General features: G+C 43.4%; 23 protein-coding genes, 2 rRNA genes and 1 other annotated feature. Of the genes, 7 read left to right on the forward strand and 18 right to left on the reverse strand.

Annotated features, from left to right (window positions below; genetic code table 11):
- Positions 1 to 4: 4 nt before the first annotated feature.
- Entirely contained in the window at positions 5 to 226 is a 222-nt protein-coding gene (locus AC6F33_RS09720) for a FeoA family protein (RefSeq protein WP_255747961.1), read from the reverse strand.
- A gap of 23 nt (positions 227 to 249) precedes the next feature.
- Positions 250 to 540, reverse strand: coding sequence for a FeoA family protein (locus AC6F33_RS09725; protein ID WP_255747960.1), 291 nt, complete (start codon positions 538 to 540; stop codon positions 250 to 252).
- Between the two features lie 318 nt (positions 541 to 858).
- Here AC6F33_RS09725 and AC6F33_RS09730 point away from each other — a divergent pair, with 318 nt between their 5' ends.
- Positions 859 to 1914: an ATP-binding protein gene (locus tag AC6F33_RS09730; RefSeq protein WP_255747959.1), complete on the forward strand. Its 1056-nt coding sequence runs from the start codon at positions 859 to 861 to the stop codon at positions 1912 to 1914.
- A gap of 99 nt (positions 1915 to 2013) precedes the next feature.
- Here the strand turns inward: AC6F33_RS09730 and AC6F33_RS09735 are convergent, their stop codons facing one another.
- From AC6F33_RS09735 to AC6F33_RS09750, 4 genes are all read right to left on the reverse strand, one after another.
- Positions 2014 to 2304: a DUF2653 family protein gene (locus AC6F33_RS09735; RefSeq protein ID WP_255747958.1), complete on the reverse strand. Its 291-nt coding sequence runs from the start codon at positions 2302 to 2304 to the stop codon at positions 2014 to 2016.
- Complete coding sequence (locus AC6F33_RS09740; RefSeq protein ID WP_480947291.1) at positions 2292 to 2717, reverse strand: hypothetical protein; 426 nt, start codon at positions 2715 to 2717, stop codon at positions 2292 to 2294. The genes AC6F33_RS09735 and AC6F33_RS09740 overlap by 13 nt, the downstream gene beginning before the upstream one ends.
- Before the next feature lie 90 nt (positions 2718 to 2807).
- A complete protein-coding gene (locus tag AC6F33_RS09745; RefSeq protein ID WP_500777036.1) occupies positions 2808 to 3998 on the reverse strand; it encodes a MalY/PatB family protein in 1191 nt (396 codons plus the stop codon).
- Positions 3999 to 4015: 17 nt separating this feature from the next.
- The gene (locus tag AC6F33_RS09750; protein ID WP_500777037.1) at positions 4016 to 4375 is read right to left on the reverse strand and encodes a MerR family transcriptional regulator; all 360 of its coding nucleotides are present in this window, start codon (positions 4373 to 4375) and stop codon (positions 4016 to 4018) included.
- Between the two features lie 152 nt (positions 4376 to 4527).
- Between AC6F33_RS09750 and AC6F33_RS09755 the strand changes: the two genes are divergently transcribed.
- A complete protein-coding gene (locus AC6F33_RS09755) occupies positions 4528 to 4761 on the forward strand; it encodes a hypothetical protein (RefSeq protein ID WP_500777038.1) in 234 nt (77 codons plus the stop codon).
- A gap of 64 nt (positions 4762 to 4825) precedes the next feature.
- Here AC6F33_RS09755 and AC6F33_RS09760 read toward each other — a convergent pair whose 3' ends face one another.
- Positions 4826 to 5407 (reverse strand): thioredoxin family protein, encoded by a 582-nt coding sequence (locus AC6F33_RS09760; protein ID WP_480947289.1) that lies wholly within the window; start codon positions 5405 to 5407, stop codon positions 4826 to 4828.
- A 126-nt stretch (positions 5408 to 5533) separates the two neighbouring features.
- Positions 5534 to 5753: a binding site (T-box leader), on the forward strand.
- Positions 5754 to 5798: 45 nt separating this feature from the next.
- Between AC6F33_RS09760 and proB the strand changes: the two genes are divergently transcribed.
- Together proB and AC6F33_RS09770 are read left to right on the forward strand one after the other, a co-directional pair.
- Positions 5799 to 6956 carry a glutamate 5-kinase gene (proB, locus tag AC6F33_RS09765; RefSeq protein WP_500777039.1) on the forward strand — a complete coding sequence of 386 codons (1158 nt, stop codon included), beginning with the start codon at positions 5799 to 5801 and terminating at the stop codon, positions 6954 to 6956.
- Positions 6949 to 8211, forward strand: a complete 1263-nt coding sequence (locus tag AC6F33_RS09770) for a glutamate-5-semialdehyde dehydrogenase (protein ID WP_255747951.1) — start codon at positions 6949 to 6951, stop codon at positions 8209 to 8211. Before proB ends, AC6F33_RS09770 begins: the two co-directional genes overlap by 8 nt.
- Before the next feature lie 69 nt (positions 8212 to 8280).
- Here AC6F33_RS09770 and AC6F33_RS09775 read toward each other — a convergent pair whose 3' ends face one another.
- The 6 genes from AC6F33_RS09775 to AC6F33_RS09800 all read right to left on the reverse strand — a co-directional run bounded on the left by AC6F33_RS09775 (position 8281) and on the right by AC6F33_RS09800 (position 17377).
- Positions 8281 to 8979 (reverse strand): LutC/YkgG family protein, encoded by a 699-nt coding sequence (locus AC6F33_RS09775; protein WP_500777040.1) that lies wholly within the window; start codon positions 8977 to 8979, stop codon positions 8281 to 8283.
- Complete coding sequence (locus AC6F33_RS09780; RefSeq protein WP_500777041.1) at positions 8976 to 10436, reverse strand: LutB/LldF family L-lactate oxidation iron-sulfur protein; 1461 nt, start codon at positions 10434 to 10436, stop codon at positions 8976 to 8978. Before AC6F33_RS09780 ends, AC6F33_RS09775 begins: the two co-directional genes overlap by 4 nt.
- Positions 10402 to 11172, reverse strand: a complete 771-nt coding sequence (locus AC6F33_RS09785; RefSeq protein WP_255747947.1) for a (Fe-S)-binding protein — start codon at positions 11170 to 11172, stop codon at positions 10402 to 10404. Before AC6F33_RS09785 ends, AC6F33_RS09780 begins: the two co-directional genes overlap by 35 nt.
- Before the next feature lie 428 nt (positions 11173 to 11600).
- Positions 11601 to 14290, reverse strand: a 23S ribosomal RNA gene (locus tag AC6F33_RS09790).
- 221 nt (positions 14291 to 14511) lie between these two features.
- A 16S ribosomal RNA gene (locus tag AC6F33_RS09795) occupies positions 14512 to 16060 on the reverse strand.
- The 16S and 23S rRNA genes sit together here, the layout of an rRNA operon.
- A gap of 414 nt (positions 16061 to 16474) precedes the next feature.
- Positions 16475 to 17377 carry a LysR family transcriptional regulator gene (locus AC6F33_RS09800; RefSeq protein WP_255749561.1) on the reverse strand — a complete coding sequence of 301 codons (903 nt, stop codon included), beginning with the start codon at positions 17375 to 17377 and terminating at the stop codon, positions 16475 to 16477.
- A 149-nt stretch (positions 17378 to 17526) separates the two neighbouring features.
- On the opposite strand from AC6F33_RS09800, the gene AC6F33_RS09805 reads away from it, so the two are divergent.
- From AC6F33_RS09805 to yidC, 3 genes are all read left to right on the forward strand, one after another.
- The gene (locus AC6F33_RS09805; protein WP_500778155.1) at positions 17527 to 17892 is read left to right on the forward strand and encodes a CidA/LrgA family protein; all 366 of its coding nucleotides are present in this window, start codon (positions 17527 to 17529) and stop codon (positions 17890 to 17892) included.
- Positions 17889 to 18569 carry an LrgB family protein gene (locus AC6F33_RS09810; protein WP_255749563.1) on the forward strand — a complete coding sequence of 227 codons (681 nt, stop codon included), beginning with the start codon at positions 17889 to 17891 and terminating at the stop codon, positions 18567 to 18569. The genes AC6F33_RS09805 and AC6F33_RS09810 overlap by 4 nt, the downstream gene beginning before the upstream one ends.
- Before the next feature lie 465 nt (positions 18570 to 19034).
- Positions 19035 to 19730 carry a membrane protein insertase YidC gene (gene yidC / locus AC6F33_RS09815; RefSeq protein ID WP_500777042.1) on the forward strand — a complete coding sequence of 232 codons (696 nt, stop codon included), beginning with the start codon at positions 19035 to 19037 and terminating at the stop codon, positions 19728 to 19730.
- A gap of 56 nt (positions 19731 to 19786) precedes the next feature.
- On the opposite strand, the gene AC6F33_RS09820 is transcribed toward yidC, so the two are convergent.
- The 5 genes from AC6F33_RS09820 to recN form a co-directional block, all read right to left on the reverse strand.
- A complete protein-coding gene (locus AC6F33_RS09820) occupies positions 19787 to 20056 on the reverse strand; it encodes a phosphocarrier protein HPr (protein ID WP_255749565.1) in 270 nt (89 codons plus the stop codon).
- Positions 20057 to 20262: 206 nt separating this feature from the next.
- The gene (locus AC6F33_RS09825; protein ID WP_370646181.1) at positions 20263 to 21132 is read right to left on the reverse strand and encodes a GRP family sugar transporter; all 870 of its coding nucleotides are present in this window, start codon (positions 21130 to 21132) and stop codon (positions 20263 to 20265) included.
- Between the two features lie 396 nt (positions 21133 to 21528).
- Positions 21529 to 22344 (reverse strand): sporulation transcription factor Spo0A, encoded by an 816-nt coding sequence (spo0A, locus tag AC6F33_RS09830; protein WP_255749567.1) that lies wholly within the window; start codon positions 22342 to 22344, stop codon positions 21529 to 21531.
- Positions 22345 to 22529: 185 nt separating this feature from the next.
- A complete protein-coding gene (spoIVB, locus tag AC6F33_RS09835) occupies positions 22530 to 23804 on the reverse strand; it encodes a SpoIVB peptidase (RefSeq protein WP_255749568.1) in 1275 nt (424 codons plus the stop codon).
- A gap of 129 nt (positions 23805 to 23933) precedes the next feature.
- The gene (gene recN, locus AC6F33_RS09840) at positions 23934 to 25634 is read right to left on the reverse strand and encodes a DNA repair protein RecN (protein WP_255749569.1); all 1701 of its coding nucleotides are present in this window, start codon (positions 25632 to 25634) and stop codon (positions 23934 to 23936) included.
- Positions 25635 to 25702: the final 68 nt, after the last annotated feature.

The raw sequence follows: 25702 nt of genomic DNA on the forward strand, positions 1-25702 counted from the left end.
TCATTTAGATAAGTTCGATATTTTCAGCCTCCACTTTACGAATGGACAGTTCATAACCGCGTACTTGAATCTCGATCGGATCTCCAAGTGGTGCAATCTTTCGAATAAAGAGCTTTGTCCCCTTTGTAATTCCCATATCCATAATCCGTCTTTTTAATGCGCCTTCTCCATGGATTTTGGCTACAGTCACCGTTTCACCCGGTTGCATTTCTTTTAAAGTTTTCATAGTCACAAACCCTCTCCCAACGTTTAAACGGTCATAACACGTCTGGCCATCGCTTTGCTGACAGCCAATCTAGTTCCTTTTATTGACACGATAACATTACCATCCATTTCGGCAATGATCGTAACCTCTGTATTCTCCACAAATCCAAGGTTCCCGAGAAGACGACGTGTCTCATCTTTACCGCAAACACATGCCACATGTACTTGCGCACCAGCACGAGCCAGGCTCAGTGGTATTGCAGGTTTGCATCGAGACTCTGACACGATCCGGTGGCATTTCATTTCATCAAGTATTGATTGATTCATATTTTTCATATATGTTCTCCTTCCGTAAAGCAACAGTCGGGATTACTAACAAGGCAATCATGAAAACCTATCTCGACTGTTCGGAAATTTCTTTGATAATGATAATTGTTTTCAATTAAATTTTAATGGAATCCTACTTGTTTAACAATCCTCAATTGTGAACTTATCGTGACACCTGCGAAATACGGAACAAGCATTCGCTTATTTCGACTTTTCATATTGTTTTTCAACAATATAAAACAATAAGAAGAAATATTTGCTAAAAGTGCTTCATATATATTTACAAATAGATTTGTTCAACCTATCATCTTCTTAGGAGGCAACGGTATGTCTAGTAACAGTAATTCTACTGAATTCGATTTTAAAAAAATGATTGACTTGGTCATGGACGCGATCCTGATCCTTTCTGGAGATGAAATTGTTTATTCAAATCGGGCGGCAAATCGTCTGCTCTCTTTTGATGAACATACGTCACTCTGTGGTTTGCCCATAGGCATGTTCGTCGATCCATTGGATATGCCCTTAATTCATGCCTCACTTAATAAGATCTGTTGCCGTCAAAGTGATACGGAATCCGTTCAACTTTCCATACATTCAAGTAATAATGTGCAGATTCCCGTGGAAATAGCGCTGTTTTATTTTCCCGATGAAGATCAGTCTCTCGTTCAATTAACCATTCGTGACGTCAGCAACCGCAAAGAGGCTGAGGAAAGCATGATCCAATCTGAAAAGCTCTCGGTGATTGGTGAACTATCAGCAGGGATACTTCATGAGATTAGAAATCCGCTCACATCGATCAAAGGTTTTTTACAGTTAATGCAGACCACTGAAAAGCTCAATCAGGATTACCTCGACATTATAATGCGAGAGATCGAGCAAATCGAGAAAATCACAAGTGAACTTTTATACTTCACAAAACCAAAAAGTGAGCATTTTTCCCAAGTGGATCTTTCGAACATTGTAAACGAAACACTCCAACTGTTCGAATCACAGGCTGTAAACCTTAACACACAAATGATTCTTGATTCAGACGGTGCCTCTCATTTTATTCTTGGTGATAAGACCCAACTCAAACAAGTATTCGTCAACCTTATTAAAAATGCTCTTGAAGCCATTCATGGTCACGGCACGATCACAATACGACTAACTTCTTCTGAACAATACGAAAAAGTCCTTATTCAAGATACTGGATCGGGAATCCCGCAGCACATTTTCAATAATTTAGGAAAATCCTTTTTTACAACAAAAGAAACTGGTACCGGGCTTGGTCTCATGGTTACGTACACTATTGTAAAAAATCATAAAGGAACAGTAAACGTAACAAGCAAGGAGCATTGCGGCACAACATTTCATCTGAGCTTTCCCAAAGTGACAACTAAGTAAATCTAAATCAGCTTTTAACTTTTTGCAATGCTCTCTTTATCTATATAAATTAAAAACTCCCTTAGACCTGCCCGAGCAGTCTTGGGAGTTTTTTCTATTTTAATTTTGATAATGCGCAATAATTCCTGCTTCTTCATCAAGTTCCAATCGCAGGGATCCGTATGGATTTTCTTTTAATTCGATCTCAACCCATGAACGGAGAGCCTCAACAATATTTGCTTCAATTAATATCTGCTTGCGATCACCAACGTAAGCCTCCGCAGAAAATCCATAGTCATCATCGTAGAGAAGCTCGATTTGGATTTTTTGAGGATTAATACCTTTTTTGGTTGCGAGATGGAGGCATAATGCATTGACAATATCTTGCTCTGAAATCGTCAACGTTTCCATGGATTGGAATCCTCAGGCTTTTTTCGCCTTGAAAAACTCGTTATGATGTATCGGATAAGTGAAATAACCACAAGAATCGCAATCAAATTGATCAGAAATCCTGCCATCATACCAAATCCACCAAGATGCGAGAACAAGCTGCCGAATAACAAACCTGACAATCCGCCGAAGATCATCCCGCGCATAAAACTCCCACCTGTAAAATTCTTTGCTGAGGTTCCCGTACGTGCATTTTGACTGCGGTTGCTCTTAAAAAATGAAGTCGTGCCCGTGCCTCGATTCGATTGAAAGCTTTTAACACCGGATCGATATCCTCGCGCACTCACTTGTTGATCCGAACTATGAAAAACAAAATTACCGACAGGCGTAAAAATAAGCGTTAATGCAAGAAATGCGGCCATAATCTTCTTCATCGAATGTATCAATTCCTCCTGTACTTTTGTGTACTATGTTATACGTTTTATTTTGCAAAAGGTTTCAAAGTAAGCGATTCAAGACCAGACTCATAAATTTTGTTGAAAAGCAAACTGCAGCTGATTCATTGCTTGCTTGAGCAGGCTTTGCGGACATGCTAGATTAATCCGGACGAACCCTTCTCCCTCAGCACCGAACGCATAGCCCTGATTAAGGGCCAGCCCCGCTTCTTTTCTTAGAAAATTCTGCAAGTGCAGTTTATCCCAGCCAAGCTTGCGACAGTCAATCCAGCCAAGATAGGTACCTTCAATTGGCGTCATTTCCAAATTCGGCAAGTTCTGTTTTAAGAAATTGGTGACAAAATCGGCATTCTTTTTAATATAAGCAAGACATTGATCGAGCCAATTTGCACCAAACCGATAAGCAGCTTCTGCAGCTGTGACTCCTAATGTATTCGGTTCACTCAAACTGAAACGCCGCACCTGTTTTAAATAATTCCTTCTGAGTGTTGGATTTGGAATAATAATATTTGATATTTGCAGTCCTGCAAGATTAAAAGTTTTGCTAGGTGCCGTGCAAATGATTGAGTGGGCACTTGCCTCTTCAGATATCTGTGCATATGGCGTATGATGATGTCCAACAAATACGAGATCATTATGAATTTCATCGGCAACCACCAAGACATCGTATTGACTCGCCAGTTCCGCTACTTTCGTTAATTCTTTCTTCGTCCAAACTCTTCCAACCGGATTATGCGGCGAACACAGGATCATAAGTTTGACCTTTGGGTCGGACAGCTTATGCTCTAAATCAACGAAGTCCATGCGATATTCACCATTGTCATTGATTAAAGGATTTGTCACCAACTCTCGACCTTGATTCAAAGCCGACTTAGCGAACGGCGGATAAACCGGAGACTGTATAAGCACTCTGTCCCCCTCATGTGTAAATCCGTCCACAATAAGATTTAACGCAGTTACAACTCCTGGGCTGTGGCATATCCAATCCTTCTCAATGGACCAATGGTGCCGCTCCTCCATCCACTTTTGAACAGACTCCAGATACCCTTCTGTTTCAGTGGTGTACCCATAAATGGCATGATCAACTCGCTTAGAAAGAGCTACTGTAACCTCAACCGGCACTTGAAAATCCATATCTGCTACCCATAGAGGAATTAAATGATCTCCTCCAAACAGGCGATCTGCCTCATCCCATTTTATTGAAGCAGTTCCGTTTCGATTGATCACTTGGTCGAAATCATAACTTTGTATCACTGGCATTCATCTCCCTCTTATTTTTAAACGATTAATGATTGAAGCTTGGCACTCAATAATCGCAACTGTTTCCGTTGATTACGAATTTTAATCTCTTCATTCATTAAAAATGTTTCTTGTTTTTCAAGCGCTATGGTTACATCGCAAATTAATTTTTGGGAACCGCAACCGCTCTTCTTTTTCATTTTAAAGACACTTTGAATGATTTTCAGAGACAGTCCCAAATTCTGCATTTCTTTGATAACCCTAAAATCTTCTATATTTTTTTGACTGTACTCTTTATATTGATTGGACGCGTCCGGCTGTATCAACATCAGTTCCTCATAATAACGAACTGTATCCTTTGTTGTCCCGCACTGCTTCACAAATTCCCCGATTTTCACATGCTACCTCCTTTCTCGATCTCTTGACATGGTGTTAACCCCATCGTTTTTAATTACCTTATTAAGAATATAGGGGGTATTTTATAATGATCGCAAGTTTTCTTTTATTCGTTTATTCACTCTCATGTCTCATTGCAGGATGTATTTATTTTATGAAAAAAGGTCGCCCCATAGTAATCAGCATCTTTATCACTGCACATCTAGCGAGTCTCATTCTTTCGTTCTATCTTTTTATGTATCACACGGCCGTGTACCAGTCGATCATTATTCTTCTGCTCTGCCTCATGACAAGGATCGTAAACGGTTTTTTTATTTTTCATCATGTACACCCGGTGCACCTTGCCATCACGACATCGTTATTTATCATCATTGTCATTTTACAATGAAGCAAAGGCTGATTAAAAAAAATGCCCTTCCCCAGCCGTCGGTCGAAGAAGGGCATCAATTATATTATACTAAATCGCAAGCTTCGCCGGGCATCCAATGCGCATCTTGACCGTTCCACTTGACATTGCATCCGATCGGATTAGTCAGCGGTGTTGTCACTGATTTTCTATTAGTGAGTTGGTCCAGCGCACGATCCAAGTCGTTCACTGTCGCCTTCTCCGGCTGTCTCGGGTTATCAAGCTCGCGTCCCGTATAAACCAGTTTCCTTTCTTTATCGAAAACGAAGAAGTGAGGTGTTCTCAAGGCGCCGTATGCACGCGCTGCATCTTGAGATTGATCGCGCAAATAAATCCAAGGAAATTTTTCTTCATTCATCTGTTCTACCATATATTTGAAGGAATCCTTTGGATGCGTTTCTTCGCTGTTTGAGTTAATGGCGACGAACTGAACACCTTTATCCTGATAATGTTCAGCAACTTTTCTCGTGGTTTCGTTTGAACCAAGAACAAAGGGACAGTGATTGCACGTAAAGAATACGACCAGTACATCTGCATCTGAAAAATCATTTAAACCATATGTTTTTCCGTCAGTCGCCGGCAACGAAAATTTTGGTGCTTTTTCGCCGATTTGCAAAGTGAACGCCACAACAAAAACCTCCTTGTTTATATTCATTTCTATTGTACCATCACTATTTTTGTGAGGAAAAAAATTTGCTTGAAGGTATGTTCTCTTGACTTCTATTCAATAGCTGAATATAATAATATCAATTATAAAACGGCGTTGACAGGGATTAGTAAACAATGAACAAAGCGTAAGAGAGTGGCATCCATCGGCTGCGAGATGCCTCGCATCATTCGTGTTGAACCTGCCCTTGAGCAGTCCGGATGAAAACTGGGCCGTCTTCTTCACGATACGAAGATCCGAGAGAGTACGGACTTGCACCGTACTAACAAAGGTGGTACCGCGGGCAAAGCCTCTCCCCGTCCTTTTAATTTAGGATGGAGAGAGGCTTTTTTACGAAGGGACGCAACAACTTATGGAAACAAAACGAGTGGTTGTAAAAATCGGCAGCAGTTCTTTAACGGATGCTCGTGGGCAACTCGATCACGCCAAGCTGCGAGATCATGTCGATGCTATTGCACGGTTAAAAACGAACGGTCATGAGGTCGTTCTCGTATCATCCGGTGCTGTTGCAGCCGGTTATGGCGGATTAGGCTATCCGGCACGGCCGGTGACCATCGCCGGAAAACAAGCAGCAGCAGCTGTCGGTCAAGTCATGTTGCTGAACAGTTATGCAGAAAATTTTCACAAATACGGAATGACCATTGGGCAGCTGCTGCTCGCCCGCCAAGACTTTGAACGGCGTGAACAAATGAGTCATGCTTATTCGGCACTTTCGGAACTGCTGAAGCGTTCTGTGATACCGATTATTAATGAAAACGATTCGGTTTCACTTGCCGAGCTGACTTTTGGAGACAACGACATGTTATCCGCCCTTGTGAGCGGCTTGATCCATGCAGACTTTCTAGCCATACTGACTGATGTTAACGGCTTATATAATAAAAATCCAAATGTATATGATGATGCAGTCCGCTACCATTTTCTCGACAATCTCCCGGAACATCTACTTGACGAAACAAGTGATGTTGCCGGCTCAAAGGTTGGGACCGGGGGCATGAAATCAAAGCTGCGTGCCGCACGCATGGCGCTGTCGCTTGGTGTCCGAACATTCATCGGCAAGGGAGAAGGACCTGATAAGCTGGTTGCCATTATCAACGGAAATGGTGACGGCACCTACATCGGATCCGATTGTCTGAAACCGTCGCTTAAGGTTTCCGAGCAATGGATTGCCCTTCACTCACCAGTATCCGGTAAAATTGAAATTGATGACGGGGCCGTCAGAGCATTGATGAAGGAAGGCAAGAGCCTGCTTCCCGCTGGGATCAAAAGAATCGACGGGCATTTTCTTGCTGGAGAAGTGATTCAAATTGTAGATCGAAAAAGCCATGTATTAGGCAAAGGTCAAGTAAACTATTCATCGGAGCAGCTTGAGGAAATTAAACGAATGCCAAGCAGTCGTGCCATGATCACGGTCAACGGCGGACATCCGGAGGTTGTACACCGTGACAATTGGGTTCCGTGGACCGCAGTTCTCAAACCTGCCGTTTACGAAAGGAGAAATACTAATGAATGACACTAAAGACAATGAACTCATTTATAAGGCAAGATCAGCACATGAAGCTTCTCAAATAATTGCGGCAAAATCGACAGAAGAAAAAAATGATGCCTTAAATCACATTGCCGTTTCTTTACGAATGCATGCCGCAGAAATCATAGCGGCCAACCAACAAGACATGGCGCAGGCACAACAAAACGGTATGACGAATTCTTTGCTCGATCGTTTAATGCTGAACAGCGATCGTATTGATGCGATGGCACATGCTTTAGAGCATCTCGCAGATTTACCGGATCCAATTGGTGATGAACTGGAAAACTGGGATCGTCCCAATGGATTGAATATAAAAAAAATTCGTGTTCCAATCGGTGTCATTGGAATGGTTTATGAAGCACGACCTAATGTCACGGTTGATGCGGCAGGTCTGTGCTTGAAAACAGGAAACTCTGTCTATCTGCGCGGAAGTGCTTCTGCGCTTAATACGAATAAAGCAATCGTTGCTGTCATTCGCGAAGCACTCAAAACGTCAACGCTTCCTGTCGACAGTGTTCAGCTACTCGAAGACACACGCCATGAGACGGCAGATCAATTTTTCCGATTGAATGGATTGATCGATGTTCTCATCCCACGCGGAAGCAGCAGACTCATTCAAACCGTGATTAAACAAGCCAGTATTCCTGTTTTGGAAACAGGAGCAGGCAACTGTCATGTGTTCATTGATGAAACGGCAAAGCCTGAAATGGCGATCAGCATTGTACTGAATGCAAAAACGCAGCGTCCATCTGTTTGCAATACAATAGAAACAGTCATCGTTCATCAAAAATGGTTCGAAAAGTTCGGTCCTGATTTGATTGATGCTTTGCAGACGGCAAATGTTTCTTGCCGAATTGATCCGGTAATTGCGGGACAATTTCCTGCTTTGAAGATCGCAACCGAAGATGATTGGGCAACTGAATATCTAGACAAGATAATTGCTGTAAAGATCGTTGCTAGCTTGGACGAAGCAATTGCACATATTAACAAATATGGTACAAAGCATTCAGAATCCATCATTACAGAAAATACAGATCATGTCTCAACCTTTTTCAAATTTGTTGATGCCTCAACCTTGTATCATAATGCCTCAACACGATTCACGGATGGCGAAGAATTTGGTTTCGGCGCTGAGATAGGCATCAGCACACAAAAGCTTCACGCACGAGGTCCAATGGGACTTAATGCATTAACGAGTATCAAATACCTCATCGAAGGAAACGGACAAATTCGCAATTAATTGAAAAGCAAAATTAAAAAGCAGACGCTGCTAAAGGCGTCTGCTTTTTGTTTTCATTGAAAATGTGGATTATAGATCAGAAACAATAATATAGGCAACTTTAATTGGTCCGTGAACTCCGACAACAAGCCTCATTTCAATATCCGCGCTATTGCTTGGCCCGGAGATGAAATTGATGTAGGAGGACACATCTTCTCCATTCTCAACCTTATTCTCAATAAGATTCATAGCCTGTGTCAACCGCGGAACAATACTGCTTTTTGGAACAATAACAATCGATGTTTCCGGAAGAAGGCTGACACTTCTTGCCTTGTCTTTATCATTGAAAAGGCCGGCAGTCGCTGATTCAGCAAGCATAACATCACAAATTGATAAACCAATATTTGCCTCTGCTGCTTTATCAATATTCTGGTGACCTTCTTTATAATTCCATGTATAAGCTTGATAATTTTCTAAAACATTACTAAGACCGAATGCTGTAAATCGTTCATCTTTGGTCGCAACAATTTTACCCGCACCATATTTATCAATTAATTGTCTCAATTGTTCTGCAAGTCCATCCGAATTTGTTTCATAAACAGCTGTATGAATCGACTCGCATGCTTTTTTCATCATAGCTGTAAGCTGGTCTTCAGAATAGTCCTCATAAACGCGTTCCTGGGGCTTATGCGCCCAGACAGGCATCTCAGGTACTTCACCTGCTGTCCGATTCAATTTTCCAGCTATCTTTTCAAGAAACGAATCTCGATTTTCAATCGTTCCTCTCATAATGATTCACCTGTACCTTTCGCCTGGATCGTTGCTGATTGCTGCTTATGCTTCTTAAACCAATCTCTGAAATTTTCTTTGCTTGGTGCCGGAAGGTCTCTGCCATGAGTCCATGGTTTCATCGGTCCCGGACCTTTTGAAATGGATCCATCATGAACAAGCGGCTTTAACATGATCGGTGCCATTTTGGTACCTGCCCGGAAAATCATTGGAGAGGATGCACCAATACTGAATCCCTTCATTGCTGCTCGTTCCATAACAGGTGGATGACCGCCGCCTTCCACATATTTTTCACGATGACGAATCAATAGTTTGTGCAGTGGTATTTTTACTGGACAAGCTTCTGAACACGCCGCGCAAAGACTGGATGCATACGGCAATTTTCCATACTCTTCGTATCCTCCTAAAATCGGCGAAAGAACTGCACCGATCGGTCCCGGATAAATAGAACCGTAGGCATGTCCCCCAATATGTCTGTAAACAGGACAGACATTGATACAAGCTGCACAGCGGATACAGTGCAATGCTGATTGAAAATCGGTTCCAAGAGCATTAGAACGTCCTGCATCAACAATAACCAAATGATAATCTTTTGGACTGTCAACAGCATCCTGATCTGCCTTTGGAGTTATATCTGTAACATAGGTTGTTAGGCGTTGACCAACCGAGCTTCGACAAAGCAGAGATACGACAACATCAAGCTCTTTCCAGGTTGGAACAAGGCGTTCCATACCCATTACCGTGATCTGAGTTTCCGGAAAGCTCGTCACCATGTTTGCATTGCCTTCATTCGTTACAAGACAGATACTGCCGGTATCAGCGACCGCGAAGTTGCAACCGGTTATCCCGACGTCAGCATTCAAAAACTTGCTGCGTAGTGTCTTACGTGCAAATCCTGCGAGCTCTTTAGGATCATCGCTTCCTTCATAGCCCAATTTCTTGAAGGCATCACGAATTTGCTGACGGTTTTTATGAACAGATGGGACGACAATATGAGATGGCTGATCATGATCAACCTGAAGGATAAATTCAGCAAGGTCTGTTTCGAGCACTTCGCAACCTTCTTCTTCAAGTGCTTCGTTCAGACTGATCTCTTCAGTGACCATTGATTTCGCTTTAACCACATGCTTTGCGTTTTTTTCTTTACATACTTTTTTAACATAGTCGCGTGCTTCTTCCGCTGTTTCTGCGAAGAATACATGTCCTCCGCGAGCTGCAAAGTTATCGCTCAACTGTTTCAGATAATAATCCAGGTTATTTAGTGTATGTGCCCTGATTTCTTCACCGGCACTTCGCCATTCTTCCCAATCACCCAGTGCTTTGTCTCCGATTGTAGCGCTAAGTTTTCTCCCGCGCAGACCATCTTGTGCTGAAGAAACGGCGTTTACCATAAAAGAGTCATGGATAGCTTTGTCAACTCCTTCAAAGAATGGTCGATTTCCGACTTTCATCGGCATGGCGCTCAGCTCCTTCAGTTTGATGGCTATTTAAAATTTGTGCAATATGTAATACCTTTATCGGCCTTCCAAGCCGCTTCATTCGTCCGCCTATATTCATAAGACAGCTTGCATCGGCGCCAACAACCACTTCAGCATCTGTTTCTTCAATATGGCGGATCTTTTCATCAACCATTTGTTCTGATATGGGAAACATCTTCACCGAGAACGTACCGCCAAAACCGCAGCAGTCATAATTGTTCGGAAGCGGAACCAAGTCAAGACCTTTAACGTGTTTCAGTAGAGTATAGTGAGCTTCACGTTCCCCAAGCAGCCGCGTCATATGACACGAAGTATGCAACGTCGCTCTTGCATGATATTCCGCGCCTACATCAACAACACCCAAGACACGCACAATAAACTGCGTAAATTCATAGGTTTTGTCCGCAATATTCTTGGCTTTTTCTTGCCATTCCGGTTCATCCGCAAAAAAATTAGGATATTCATGAAACATGGTCGCACATGATCCGGACGGACACACAATATAATCTGAATGTTCGAATGCTCGAATCATGTTCTTTGCCGGGCCTTTTGTATCTTTCGCGTAACCGCTATTATATGCCGGTTGTCCGCAGCAGACCTGACCCTCAGGGACATCCACTTCACACCCTAGCCTCTCAAGAACCTCTGTTACATCTTTTAATACATCAACGTAAAACAAGTCTCCCAAACATGTTGTAAAAAGAGAAACTTTCACTAATCTCAGCTTCTTTCTTTTTGATTGTGACATTCTCTTAAGTGATACGATGCATCCGTTTTCATCGTTTTAATTCGTCACAATTTCATCACTCTTCACTCACATTTTATACATATAAAAAAAAAGATCAACCCAATTAAGCGAATTGAGATGATCAATTAGTTATAACAGATATGCCTTTTTTCTATCTAATAATTATTCTAATTCTTTAACATATTTAAATATGTCTGGAGCATTCGTGATAAGACGCAAAAATGCTGGCTTTATGTAATCCTTTAATTTTAATAAGCAAAAACGCCAGGTTCTTATTTCCGCAGGACGCAGTGGCTTCCGCGTTGCATACAGGGGACGTATGCGTCTTTAGCGAAAGCTCCTTTACACCTGCGAAGGTTCCCTTACATACGAAAGTTCCTTCATCCTACCTCTGTTTCATTAAGCATTCTGGTCCTTCATTAGTTAACGGGTATAATAAACGGATAGGGACCGAACTGTCTCACGACGTTCTGAACCCAGCTCGCGTACCGCTTTAATGGGCGAACAGCCCAACCCTTGGGACCTACTTCAGCCCCAGGATGCGATGAGCCGACATCGAGGTGCCAAACCTCCCCGTCGATGTGAACTCTTGGGGGAGATAAGCCTGTTATCCCCAGGGTAGCTTTTATCCGTTGAGCGATGGCCCTTCCATGCGGTGCCACCGGATCACTAAGCCCGACTTTCGTCCCTGCTCGACTTGTAGGTCTCGCAGTCAAGCTCCCTTGTGCCTTTACACTCTGCGAATGATTTCCAACCATTCTGAGGGAACCTTTGGGCGCCTCCGTTACCTTTTAGGAGGCGACCGCCCCAGTCAAACTGCCCGCCTGACACTGTCTCCGAACCGGATCACGGTTCAGGGTTAGAATGTCGATATCGTCAGGGCAGTATCCCACCGATGCCTCCACCGAACCTAGCGGTCCGGTTTCCAAGGCTCCTGCCTATCCTGTACAAACGATACCCACATCCAATATCAAGCTGCAGTAAAGCTCCATGGGGTCTTTCCGTCCTGTCGCGGGTAACCTGCATCTTCACAGGTACTATAATTTCACCGGGTCTCTCGTTGAGACAGTATCCAAATCGTTACACCTTTCGTGCGGGTCGGAACTTACCCGACAAGGAATTTCGCTACCTTAGGACCGTTATAGTTACGGCCGCCGTTTACTGGGGCTTCAATTCAAAGCTTCTCCCGAAGGATAACCTCTCCTTTTAACCTTCCAGCACCGGGCAGGTGTCAGCCCCTATACATCACCTTACGGTTTAGCAGAAACCTGTGTTTTTGGTAAACAGTCGCTTGGATCTTTTCACTGCGGCTCATCGGACCCGTAGGTCCGACGAGCACCCCTTCTCCCGAAGTTACGGGGTGATTTTGCCGAGTTCCTTAACGAGAGTTCTCCCGAGCGTCTTAGAATTCTCTTCTTGCCCACCTGTGTCGGTTTGGGTACGGGCACCGTTTCACTCGCTAGAGGCTTTTCTTGGCAGTGTAGGATCAGGCGCTTCGGTACTTAAGTTCCCTCCTCATCACCGTTTGGCGGATAGCAGCGGGATTTGCCTCGCTGCCGGCCTCGCGGCTTGAACGCACACTTCCATCCGTGCGCTCGCCTTACCTTCCTGCGTCCCCCCATCACTCAAACGTGAAACGCTGGTACAGGAATATCAACCTGTTGTCCATCGCCTACGCCTTTCGGCCTCGGCTTAGGCCCCGACTAACCCTGAGCGGACGAACCTTCCTCAGGAACCCTTAGGCTTTCGACGGAGAAGATTCTCACTTCTCTTTTCGTTACTCATACCGGCATTCTCACTTCCAAACGCTCCAACATGCCTCACGGCACATCTTCAATGCCCTTGGAACGCTCCCCTACCATGACCTTACGGTCATCCGCGACTTCGGTGCTGTGCTTAGCCCCGTTACATTTTCGGCGCGACGCCACTCGACCAGTGAGCTATTACGCACTCTTTAAATGGTGGCTGCTTCTGAGCCAACATCCTGGTTGTCTGGGCAACGTCACATCCTTTCCCACTTAGCACAAACTTAGGGACCTTAGTCGGCGGTCTGGGCTGTTTCCCTTTCGACGACGGATCTTATCACTCGCCGTCTGACTCCCGGACGTAAGGGCTTGGCATTCGGAGTTTGACTGAACTCGGTAATCCTGTGGGGACCCCTTATTCAATCAGTGCTCTACCTCCAAGTCTCACTCATCCGAGGCTAGCCCTAAAGCTATTTCGGGGAGAACCAGCTATCTCCGTGTTCGATTGGCATTTCACCCCTACCCACACCTCATCCCCGCATTTTTCAACATGCGTGGGTTCGGGCCTCCATTCAGTGTTACCTGAACTTCACCCTGGACATGGGTAGATCACACGGTTTCGGGTCGACAACCCTAAACTCATTCGCCCTATTCAGACTCGCTTTCGCTGCGGCTCCGCCTCTTCAGCTTAACCTTGCTTAGAATCGTCACTCGCCGGTCCATTCTACAAAAGGTACGCTGTCACCCCCCGAAGGGGGCTCCAACTACTTGTAAGCACACGGTTTCAGGATCTCTTTCACTCCCCTTCCGGGGTGCTTTTCACCTTTCCCTCACGGTACTGGTTCACTATCGGTCACTGGGGAGTATTTAGCCTTGGGAGACGGTCCTCCCGGATTCCGACGGGGTTTCTCGTGTCCCGCCGTACTCAGGATCCACTCCGGAGTGCACGTTCCGTCGGCTACAGGGCGTTTGCCTTCTTTGGCCGACCCTTCCAGGTCGTTCGCCTGAAACGTGCATTTCTGACTCCATGTGGAGTGTCCTACAACCCCAAAGAGCAAGCTCTTTGGTTTGGGCTGTTTCCCTTTCGCTCGCCACTACTCAGGAAATCGCATTTGCTTTCTCTTCCTCCGGGTACTGAGATGTTTCAGTTCCCCGGGTCTGCCTTACTCTGCCTATGGATTCAGCAGAGCATCCTATCTGTTCAAGATAGGGGGTTCCCCCATTCGGAAATCTTCGGATCAAAGCTTACTTACAGCTCCCCGAAGCGTATCGGCGTTCGTTCCGTCCTTCATCGGCTCCCAGTGCCAAGGCATCCACCGTGCGCTCTTTAAAACTTAACCACTGACGATGAAAATATTGCTCCTCATCCGCCACATTCATGATTAGTTTCTTGATCGTAAGATCAATTCAATAATCTTCTTGGATGTTTCTTGACTTTCTTTCGTTGCTTTCGTTATCCAGTTTTCAAGGTTCAAGGCTGCCTTTCGGCACGCCGGTGAAGGAATGATTCCTTCAAAACCAAACAAAAGTCCAAGCGCTTCGCTATTGATCGTTTCCTTAGAAAGGAGGTGATCCAGCCGCACCTTCCGATACGGCTACCTTGTTACGACTTCACCCCAATCATTTGTCCCACCTTCGGCGGCTGAGTCCATAAAGGTTCTCGCACCGACTTCGGGTGTTACAAACTCTCGTGGTGTGACGGGCGGTGTGTACAAGGCCCGGGAACGGATTCACCGCGGCATGCTGATCCGCGATTACTAGCAATTCCGGCTTCATGCAGGCGAGTTGCAGCCTGCAATCCGAACTGGGGGTGGCTTTATGGGATTAGCTCGACCTCGCGGTTTCGCTGCCCTTTGTACCACCCATTGTAGCACGTGTGTAGCCCAGATCATAAGGGGCATGATGATTTGACGTCATCCCCACCTTCCTCCGGTTTGTCACCGGCAGTCACCTTAGAGTGCCCAACTGAATGCTGGCAACTAAGATCAAGGGTTGCGCTCGTTGCGGGACTTAACCCAACATCTCACGACACGAGCTGACGACAACCATGCACCACCTGTCACTCTGTCCCCCGAAGGGGAACGGCCTATCTCTAGACTTGTCAGAGGATGTCAAGACCTGGTAAGGTTCTTCGCGTTGCTTCGAATTAAACCACATGCTCCACTGCTTGTGCGGGCCCCCGTCAATTCCTTTGAGTTTCAACCTTGCGGTCGTACTCCCCAGGCGGAATGCTTAATGTGTTAACTTCAGCACTAAGGGTTGGACCCCCTAACACCTAGCATTCATCGTTTACGGCGTGGACTACCAGGGTATCTAATCCTGTTTGCTCCCCACGCTTTCGCGCCTCAGCGTCAGTTACAGACCAGAGAGCCGCCTTCGCCACTGGTATTCCTCCACATATCTACGCATTTCACCGCTACACGTGGAATTCTACTCTCCTCTTCTGTACTCAAGCTTCCCAGTTTCCAATGACCGTTTGCGGTTGAGCCGCAAGATTTCACATCAGACTTAAGAAGCCGCCTGCGCGCGCTTTACGCCCAATAATTCCGGACAACGCTTGCCACCTACGTATTACCGCGGCTGCTGGCACGTAGTTAGCCGTGGCTTTCTGGCCGGATACCGTCACTGCAAGAGCATTTCCTCTCCCGCACGTTCTTCTCCGGCAACAGAGCTTTACGATCCGAAAACCTTCTTCGCTCACGCGGCGTTGCTCCATCAGACTTTCGTCCATTGTGGAAGATTCCCTACTGCTGCCTCCCGTAGGAGTTTGGGCCGTGTCTCAGTCCCAATGTGGCCGATCACCCTCTCAGGTCGGCTATGCATCGCTGTCTTGGTGGGCCGTTACCCCGCCAACTAACTAATGCACCGCGGGCCCATCTGTCAGTGATGGCCGAAACCATCTTTCAGCCCTGCACCATGCGGTGCAGGGGATTATCCGGTATTAGCTGCGGTTTCCCACAGTTATCCCAGTCTGACAGGCAGGTTACCCACGTGTTACTCACCCATCCGCCGCTCACTTCCGGGAGCAAGCTCCCTTCTATGCGCTCGACTTGCATGTATTAGGCACGCCGCCAGCGTTCGTCCTGAGCCAGGATCAAACTCTCCAAAAAGTGTTACTTATTAATACTTATTGTCGTACTTCCAAAGATTGGAACTTCTGCTAAAGTCGTGCACGTCCTGTACACAACGCAGAAGTCACCACATCCTGTGGAAGCTCATAAGATCCATAGCAAAATTGAATTGATTATGGGGTTTAAAACCCTTATATCACGCTTGGCTTTTGTTCAGTTTTCAAGGAACATTCTCAGTCATCTACTTTTAAGAGACAACTTGAACAGTCTAACATATCGACTGTTTCTTGTCAACAGACAATTTCGATGGCTTATAAATAATTATATTGTTTGTCCTATCAAAAGTCAACAAAAAAGCATAACATCGATGGGAACAACTTTTATAATATACCATCGTTGAATCAAACTGTCAACGATTAATTTCAACGTTTTATTAGGAGCACAATACTTCATTCAATTAATACAATCTAAGGCAGCTCGCGTTTCTGATACCCATGTTCGTGCCGCATAAGATAAATAGTGGTTTTTCTTCCATATCATTGACAGTCGCCAATTAAGCTCAGAATCTTCTATCGGAAGTGTAACAATTGACGCTGTTTCCTGTTCTAATTTTTTAATAATACGCTCTGGCAAAAATGCAATGCCGAATCCTTCAGAAACCATCTTCACAATAAACTCCCACTGTGAACTTTCGAATACAATTTTTGGTTGATAACCAGCTTTATTACAACAATTGATAATCATTCCACGCAAAGCAAAATCTTCTGGAAATAAAATAAAATGTTCATCACGAAGATCTTCCAGGGCCACTTGGGACCTATTAGCCAGCGGATTCGATGCATTCACGACAAGACGCAAACAGTCATCAAAAAAAACAAATGAGTTAAAAAATTCTTCATTAACAGTTCCAACTGTGACCCCCACTTCTAACAATCCCTCAGTTACACAATCAGCAACCCTTTTAGCACCATATTCTGCAATATGAAGGCTGATCCCAGGAAAATCCTTGCGAAATTGACTGAGAATCGAGGGAAAAAAATGAATTCCGATCATCGGTGGAAGTCCGACTGTCAGTTTTCCTCTTTTAGCATGAGTCAAATCGCTTAATTCGTCAGACAAATGAGCAAAGGATTGAACAATTTGCTGCGCTTGTTCAAAAACAATCTTTCCTGCATCAGTTAATTCAATTTCTTTTCCGGTACGATCAAGCAACACCATACCAAGTTCATCCTCTATATCTCTTACCATTTTACTAATCGTCGGCTGTGTTACATAAAGGTGATGTGCTGCCTTTGTGAAACTTTTTCTTACAGCTACTTCTAAAAAGTAGTGAAGATGTTTAATATCCGTGGTCACCGCCTCCAAGCTATAGGTGAAAGGAATACAAGTATTCTCGAAATCTATTGTACCTGTAAATTTAACTTTTGTATAATACACTGTGACATAGATCACATTCGTTTGTTCATAAATAAGGAAGTGTCTGTAATTTGTTAAAGCTTTTTCGCGTGGCTTTCCAGGTTTGCTATCTATATTTATTTGCTTTGCTTGGTAACATTTTGGTCAGGTGGCTGCATTTGCCGGTATCCGGCAGTATTATTGGGCTTTTTATCGTTCTTGCCCTACTACACTTCAAAATTTTGAAGTTGTCTGCAATAGAACTCGGAGCTGGTTTTTTAATGTCTGAAATGCTCCTTTTTTTTGTTCCTTCTGCAGTCGCAATTATTCAGTACAAAGATGAAATTCTTCAGCATGGTTCACAGTTTCTGTTTGTGATTTTGTTAAGCACAATTACAGTCATGATTGTCACAGGTCTAGTCGCCCAATTTTCTATTCGCAGGCTGGCAAATAAAAAGGGAGAGATTGAAAAATGATTGCATTCATTTGCATCCTGCTCACGGTTCTTGTTTATCTCTTATCAAAACAATTGTACAAAAAAATCAGATTTGCACTCCTTTCACCATTGCTTATTGCCCCATGCATCCTTTCATCCATGTTGGTTGGGTTTCATATAGATTATTCAGATTATGACAGCGGTGGACGTTGGTTAAGCAATATGCTTCAGCCTGCTGTAGTTGGTTTTGCCATACCGCTCTATAAATTCCGCAAGGTCATGAAAAAATATGCGAAGATCATTGCAATCAGCATGAGCTCAGGTGTTACAATTGCAATACTGAGTTCTGGTGTATTTAGTCATCTCGTAAAATTAAATGACAACTATTTACTTAGTCTGCTGCCTCGTTCGATAACTACGCCGATCGCAATGGCAGTGTCCGTTGATATTGGCGGCATGCCGACGATGACAGCTATCTTTGTCATCGTTACCGGAATTACGGGTTTGATTCTGGGCCCAATGATCATCCGATCTTTGCATATCAGAGAAAAATTGGCAAAGGGATTGCTCTTAGGCATGGGAGCTCATGGTGCCGGCACCTCAAAAGCGCTTGAATTTGGCAGCGAAGAAGGCGCAGCCGCAAGTCTTGCTATGGTACTTGCAGCGATTTTCACCCTTGTATTTGCCCCAATTCTGACTCCGTTAATTCTTTTATAAGCAATTCTTATATTTAACATGATCAATGCCCTCTGTCACTATGACAGAGGGCATTTTTTGCTTTTACTTAAGGTTCTACGCGCCAGTCATTCATGGTATGATGTTTTATAGAATCTTTAGAGAGGCAGGTGACCGCTACGCTGGATTTTTGTGCTTATTTATTAAATGATCCAGTGTTCCCCACGCTTCTGATCGCCTTGGAACTCTCATTTTACATCATTCAACACTCATTCCGGACCGAACGCACTCAGTTCAATAAGTACATGCAGAAAGGCGTGCCTTCCGGCGCATGTACGCCAATTGCATTGGTTTTCAGTTCTTTGAATGCGGAAATGAGACATGTTATGTTCTGTCTCGTTCGAACGGTCAGACGCAGAGATTCCAAACAATCAGATTCGAAGGACCACTGTTCCCTCCTAGCATTCAGTTAATTGCTTCTTAAAAATGCTGGGGGGAACCGAATCTATGAATACGCTCATTGAACCTTTTACATTGATGATCCAAAGTACCGCATCTTTTTTTGGAAATAGTTATGGTGTGGCCATTATCGTTCTGACACTCTTGATCCGTTTACTGTTGGCTCCATTGATGATCCGGCAATATGTCCGGCAATTTGACGTTAAGCAGAAAATGGACAAGTTGAAACCCGAATTAAACGACATTCAAAAAAGAATGTCGGAAACCAAAGACGCTGCAGAAAAACAAAAAATTCAAATGGAAATGATGGGACTCTATAAAAAGCATAATGTTAACCCGTTTTCAGCGGTCGGATGTCTGCCGATTATTGTGCAGATGCCGATATTGATGGGATTTTATTATGCCATCAGAAGTTCACATGAGATTGCAACGCATCATTTTCTCTGGTTTAATTTGGGACACACAGATTTAGTACTTACGATTATCGCCGGTGTTGTTTATTTCTTGCAGTTTAAAATCAGTCAAAAAATGATGCCAAACGTTGGCGGTGCTGAGCAGCAATCTTCACTTCAGTGGATTGGATTAATGTCTCCGATCATGATCATATTTGCATCTTTGTCGACATCAGCTGCACTGCCGCTTTATTGGGTTGTAGGCGGGCTCTTTTTAATTGTACAAACCTATTTCTCACACATGTTGCTCCAAAGAATTAAGAAACAAACACCCGCCGTTTCAAAGGCGTAAAAAAAGAAGCGAATTTGAGGAAATCCTCAAATCCGCTTCTTTTTATCTGGTGAGCATTATTTTTCTTTACCAATGCCCTGAGCTGAAATAACATTGCCGATTGCAGCAGATGCTTCGTCAGCGTCTGAGCCGTCCGTAACAATTTTGAATTCTGCACCTTGCATAATGCCAAGAGCCATAACACCCATAATACTCTTCAGGTTGGCTTTCTTGCCATTATATTCGATGTTGATATTCGATTCAAACTTGCTTGCTTCACTTACAAGCACGGTTGCCGGACGTGCGTGAATACCCGTTTCATCAGTGACTACATACGTTTTTTCCATTTTTCTACTCGCTCCATTCATTTGCTTAATATTTGAATTGAACAGGATCCAATAATATATTGACCTGCAATATCTTTAAAGAACCGTTTTCATCTCTTCAGATGACAAGATTCTTCAAAAAGCTTAGTTATATTTTATCATTCATTTCCACTCATGTCATGGCCTAACAGCTAAAAAATTGAAATCAATTTAACTCTCCAAGTGATTTAATTTTTTGTCATTCCTAAAAGAACGCCGCCAAAAATGATCATAGCACATCCTATAAGTAGAAGTACCATCTGATTTCTTGACTTTTTTTCACCGAGAATAAAGATCCCGCCTAATGTAGAAAGCACCGTTCCAATTTGTGACATTGAAAAACTGATGGCGACCCCTTCTAGCTTTGTGGCAATAAGAAGGGCAAGATTGCCTCCGGCCCACATCAATCCTGAAATAATATTAAATGCGGTGTGCCGATTGTGAAGCATTTTCACTTTTTTGCCTGACAGAATGACCGCCCCGATAATCATACCAATTGATTGAGGAAGTATTGCCGACCATCCATCAATCTGAAACGAGCGGAGAATGACGAGATAAGATATATACCCAAGGGTAGATATAACTAGAAACACAAGTCCTTTAAACATTGAATTAATGTACTGCCCTTTGGACCGCCGCTCTCTCGATGTGAGCAAAACACCAATAACAATCAGCATTAATGCAGATATACCTATTATCATTCGAAAAGCGCTATCCCATTCATGGAAAATAAAAATTCCACATAATGCTGCTCCCGCAAGCTGCATTCCAGTAGAAAGTGGCATCGTTTTCGAGACACCGAGAATTTTCATTGCCGCAAACTGATAAAATTGTCCAACAGCCCAAAAAAGTCCTGATAACAGACTCACCGTAATGACCGTAGCATTGAGCTGCGGCGGCATAAAGAAAAAAAGAGCAATTGAAAAAAATAATGCACCGATCGTCATTCCAAACACCTGATGATGCGGTGTTCCTCCCACTTTTGCGCTGACAAGCGGAAGCGTTCCCCAAAGGAGTGCCGGAATAAGCGAAATCATGAGACCTGTCAAATCTTCCACACCTTCCAAAGCTTCACAATGATCAAATGAAAGCAAACGTGTGCCTATTGATCATGTTTGTTTTCAACAGTTGACTTCTATGTACGTCACAAAATGAAAACGGTTAGCAATTTTTTTGACAAAGTAAACTATACCATAAAAATTAATTTCTTGTCTCATTTTCTTTTCAAACAATTTAAGAGTCATTAATTAGCCACACGATTCAGCAAATTAAAATGGTTGCATTTGAATAAAACATTATAATTATCCTCCTTAAGAAATGTCCACGGACTCATACCACACTTTTATTTACATTCACCATCATTAGTTTAAAAACAAAATAAAGCACTCCACTTGTAAATTAAACAAATGAAGTGCTTTACATTGACTTTTAGAATTCTAAAATAATCCTTTACTTCACAAAATCCGCATGGATTCTTCGGCACGGTTTTCGATCCTCAATTTATCGGCGACCATGGCGATGAACTCGCTGTTTGTCGGTTTTGCTTTAGACATAGATACTGTGTAGCCGAACAGCTTTGAAATGGATTCAACATTTCCCCTGCTCCAAGCAACTTCAATTGCATGACGAATCGCTCTTTCAACGCGACTTGGCGTTGTTTTATATTTTTTGGCAATATCAGGATAGAGGACTTTCGTAATTGAGCCCAGAAGCTCGATATCATGGTAAACCATCGAAATGGCTTCGCGAAGATACATATAACCCTTTATATGCGCAGGTACTCCGATTTCGTGAATAATGTCGGTAATGCTGGCATTAAGATCGTGTTTTTTATCTGATGCAGAGGGGCGTTGGAGCGTGCTCGTTTGCGGCGAAAAAACTGGATTGAGTGCTTTTTTCCCGGCAACTTGACGAATATGATTGGCTAGATTCTCCATATCAAATGGCTTAAGGATAAAATAAGATACACCTAAATCTACAGCCTTCTTCGTGACATCTTCTTGACCAAACGCCGTGAGCATAATTATACCTGGTTTCGAAAGTTCAGAATCCGAATGAATACGTTCTAGAACTCCAATTCCGTCAAGATGCGGCATGATAATATCTAATAAAAGGACGTCGGGTGAAATGGTTTTCAGCATTTCAAGACAATCCTGACCATTGCTCGCAGTGCCAATAACTTCAATGTCATCTTGAGTTTTTAAGTATTCAGTAATCAACATAATTAATTCTTGGTTATCGTCAGTTAAGCAAACTTTAATCTTTTGCAACACAAAATCCCCCTTGTCGAATTTCTATATGTATCCTTTTCGACAAGAGGGAAGAGTTTCCTTTTTATTCTTTTTCACTTCAATCTATTTTTTTCTTGCATTTTCTTTCTGAAAGCAGGCTATGCTACTCATTTCGCACTTTTTCAACAAATAATGACAAGCGATTGTCGAATACTTTTTTATGATTAGCTTGCCATCTCTTTACGTATTACTTGATGACCATGATTCACATTTGTTTCGTCAATCATCCATTCGATATGCACACCATAACCGCTTGTCGGATCATTGACAAAAACATGTGTGACAGCGCCGACTAATTTTCCATTTTGAATGATCGGACTCCCGCTCATTCCTTGAATAATACCGCCGGTTGCTTTAAGCAATCTCGGATCGGTAATTTTTATGACTAAACCTTTTGTAGCCGGATGCTTTTGCGGGATTGAATTCAGAATTCGAATGTCAAAAGCTTCGACCTTATTACCGTTAAGGACTGTAAGAATTTTTGCCGGTCCTTCCTTGACTTGTTCTGCCTTTGCAATCGGAAGCGCTGCGTTCATCATTTCCGAACGCATCATGTAATTTTTCTCCATTTTTCCGAAAATGCCAAATGGAGTATTTTTGGAAACGGATCCGATGCTGACCGCATTTTCCGGAAAGAAAGCAATCTTTTCTCCAGGTTTTCCTTCTCTGCCCCGATCAATAGCCTGGACAATCGAGCGGACAATTCGTCCGTCTTTAACCATAATCGGCTGCCCTGTATCCCGATCAGAGATCACGTGTCCAAGCGCGCCATATGAACCGGTATTCGGGTCGTAAAAGGTCATCGTGCCGATTCCTGAGGCGGAGTCTCGAATGAAAAGCCCCATTTGACAGTGACGATTTTGTGCATCCATGATCGGTATCAAATGCTTCTTCACCATCGTTCGTTGGCGAATTAAAGTGACTTGAAGCTGATCCCCGCTTTTAGCAGCCCTCATCAGCCGACGCACATCTGTGATGGACTGCATTGATTTACCATTTATTTTTGTAATGACATCACCGACTCGAATGCCTGCTGATTCTCCAGGAGACTCCTCACCGCCTGTTGTTGTAACAAGATGATAACCGACAACAAGCACTCCCTTGGTGCTGAGCTGTACGCCTATAGACTGCCCGCCTGGTATCAACCGTATGTCTTTATCAGATACATTGGCGGGCAATGCCGTATGGTTCGATACGGCAATCGCATTTCTCATTTCCTTAGATCTACGAATAGCACGAACTTTTTTCTTTTTGACCAGCATCGTGATCGGCGATCCACTTGTCAGTTGAGTATCCGACTGAAAGTGCTCAGAATTTATTGATCCTGCACTCTGCCATGCATGGAAAACAAATTGCTCTGTTTTGACACCTGAACTAATGATTAAACAACTGAGCAGAATAATCGCGATCACAATGCCCATTTTTTTCCTATTTGTCATAACTCACTCTCCTCGCTCCGAACCCGCACCTTGTTTTGTGCATTTATTAAAGTTGCCTGAGCAAAGAAGAATTATGAGCTATCCGACAAAACGATTAATTCCAGTAAAGGATGAGTATCCCAACCTTTTTTATTGCTTGACCTTATCCGCCATCCGAATCAATTCTTGGGCATGTTGGCGAGAAAGGTCAGTCATCTCCGGTCCTGAAATCATCCTGCTGATTTCACGAACCTTATCCGTGTCACTCAGCTTTTTCACATGAGTACCGGTCCGATGATCTTTGGTCATATATTTTTCAATCAGAACATGACGATCTGCCATCGCCGCCACCTGCGGCAAATGAGTGATACAGAAAACTTGTGCATTCTGGGCCAAGCTGCTGATCTTTTCAGCCATTGCTTGTGCAGCCTTTCCGCTGACGCCTGTATCGACTTCATCAAATATTATGGTAACCGAGCCGATAATTTTCTTGAATACGGTTTTAAGTGCCAGCATAATTCGGGATAATTCACCGCCAGAAGCAATTTTTGCCAACGGCTTGAACGGTTCTCCCGGATTGGTTGTTATATAAAAAGAAACCTGATCAATTCCGTTCACATCAAATCCTGCAAAAGACTCAAGACTGTTGTTCATCTTAATATGGATTTCAATTAATGCGTGCTCCATGCACAAGTCTTTAAATTCGCGGTTAACAGCCTGAGCAAGTCTTCCGCTCGTTTTTTTTCTTGCTGTCGATAATTGCACTGCCTTTTCTCTAAGCGAGCTTAGAGCGGCTTTCAACTCTTCATTCAGCGCATCAAAATTTTGATCTCGTGAATTTAGTTCGTTAAGTTCTTTTTTTATTTGTTCAAAATAACTCAAAATCTCTTCAACGGTGTTGCCATACTTTCTTTTTAAAAAATGAATTTCATTCAATCGCGTCTCGATCTCATCCAGACGTTTCGGATTGTATTCCATTTGTTCTAAATATGATCGGATCGTTGAGGTCTGTTCTTCCAAAAGATAATAGCAATTGGATACCGATTCGGAAAAATGAGCAAGCTCCGGATCCAAGTCCCGAATTGAATCCAAACTGCCCGAAGCAAGTCGAAGCATATCCAATCCGGCATTTTCTCCGCCTAACGCCTGATAGCTTACTTCTAATGCGTGGAACACCTTTTCGAAATTCATTAATTTTCTTTTTTCTTCAAGAATTCGTTCTTCTTCACCGGATTTTAACTCTGCCGATTGGATTTCGCCGATTTGATATTGAAGCAGATCGATTCTCTGAGCAATTTCTTTCTCGTCACGATTGTATTTACTGCACTCTTCCGCAAGTTTTGCAACATGTTTATAGTCATCAGAATAAGCATGCTTAAGTTTAGAGATTACTGCGCCACCATATTGATCAACAAAGCTAATATGATTGGAGACATCCAAAAGCCGCTGATGCTCATGCTGACCATGAATATCAACGAGTCGTTCCCCAAATTGCTGAAGAATGGATAAGGTGACCAGCTTGCCATTTATTCGGCAGACGCTTTTTCCCGTTCGAGAAATTTCTCTTCTTATAATGAGCTGCCCGTCTGTCTGATCCATTCCTAATTGATCAAGCAAGTGTGAAACAGCTTCCTGACCCTCTATATCAAACAACGCCTCAAGTTCTGCTTTTTGCGTACCATGCCGCACATATTCTGCTGACCCGCGTCCGCCTGCAAGTAATGCAATGGCGTCAATAATAATCGACTTTCCGGCACCTGTTTCTCCGGTAAACACTGTCAATCCATTATCGAACGACACATTAAGTTTGTCTATAATTGCAAAATTTATGATTTGAAGTTCTGCTAACATCAAGGATTCACCCCTCTGATTCGAACACTCGTTCTCACATCTATTGTCTCTTGTTCAACTCAAACCGT

This window comes from Sporolactobacillus sp. BBK16-2 (assembly GCF_059878335.1).

Bases quoted from the DNA above. Each gene is read 5' to 3' on its own strand.
- AC6F33_RS09720 (WP_255747961.1), bottom strand. From the start codon at position 226: ATGAAAACTTTAAAAGAAATGCAACCGGGTGAAACGGTGACTGTAGCC.
- AC6F33_RS09725 (WP_255747960.1), bottom strand. From the start codon at position 540: ATGAAAAATATGAATCAATCAATACTTGATGAAATGAAATGCCACCGG.
- AC6F33_RS09730 (WP_255747959.1), top strand. From the start codon at position 859: ATGTCTAGTAACAGTAATTCTACTGAATTCGATTTTAAAAAAATGATT.
- AC6F33_RS09735 (WP_255747958.1), bottom strand. From the start codon at position 2,304: ATGGAAACGTTGACGATTTCAGAGCAAGATATTGTCAATGCATTATGC.
- AC6F33_RS09740 (WP_480947291.1), bottom strand. From the start codon at position 2,717: ATGAAGAAGATTATGGCCGCATTTCTTGCATTAACGCTTATTTTTACG.
- AC6F33_RS09745 (WP_500777036.1), bottom strand. From the start codon at position 3,998: ATGCCAGTGATACAAAGTTATGATTTCGACCAAGTGATCAATCGAAAC.
- AC6F33_RS09755 (WP_500777038.1), top strand. From the start codon at position 4,528: ATGAAAAAAGGTCGCCCCATAGTAATCAGCATCTTTATCACTGCACAT.
- proB (WP_500777039.1), top strand. From the start codon at position 5,799: ATGGAAACAAAACGAGTGGTTGTAAAAATCGGCAGCAGTTCTTTAACG.
- AC6F33_RS09770 (WP_255747951.1), top strand. From the start codon at position 6,949: ATGAATGACACTAAAGACAATGAACTCATTTATAAGGCAAGATCAGCA.
- AC6F33_RS09775 (WP_500777040.1), bottom strand. From the start codon at position 8,979: ATGAGAGGAACGATTGAAAATCGAGATTCGTTTCTTGAAAAGATAGCT.
- AC6F33_RS09780 (WP_500777041.1), bottom strand. From the start codon at position 10,436: ATGCCGATGAAAGTCGGAAATCGACCATTCTTTGAAGGAGTTGACAAA.
- AC6F33_RS09810 (WP_255749563.1), top strand. From the start codon at position 17,889: ATGATTGCATTCATTTGCATCCTGCTCACGGTTCTTGTTTATCTCTTA.
- yidC (WP_500777042.1), top strand. From the start codon at position 19,035: ATGAATACGCTCATTGAACCTTTTACATTGATGATCCAAAGTACCGCA.
- AC6F33_RS09820 (WP_255749565.1), bottom strand. From the start codon at position 20,056: ATGGAAAAAACGTATGTAGTCACTGATGAAACGGGTATTCACGCACGT.
- spoIVB (WP_255749568.1), bottom strand. From the start codon at position 23,804: ATGACAAATAGGAAAAAAATGGGCATTGTGATCGCGATTATTCTGCTC.
- recN (WP_255749569.1), bottom strand. From the start codon at position 25,634: ATGTTAGCAGAACTTCAAATCATAAATTTTGCAATTATAGACAAACTT.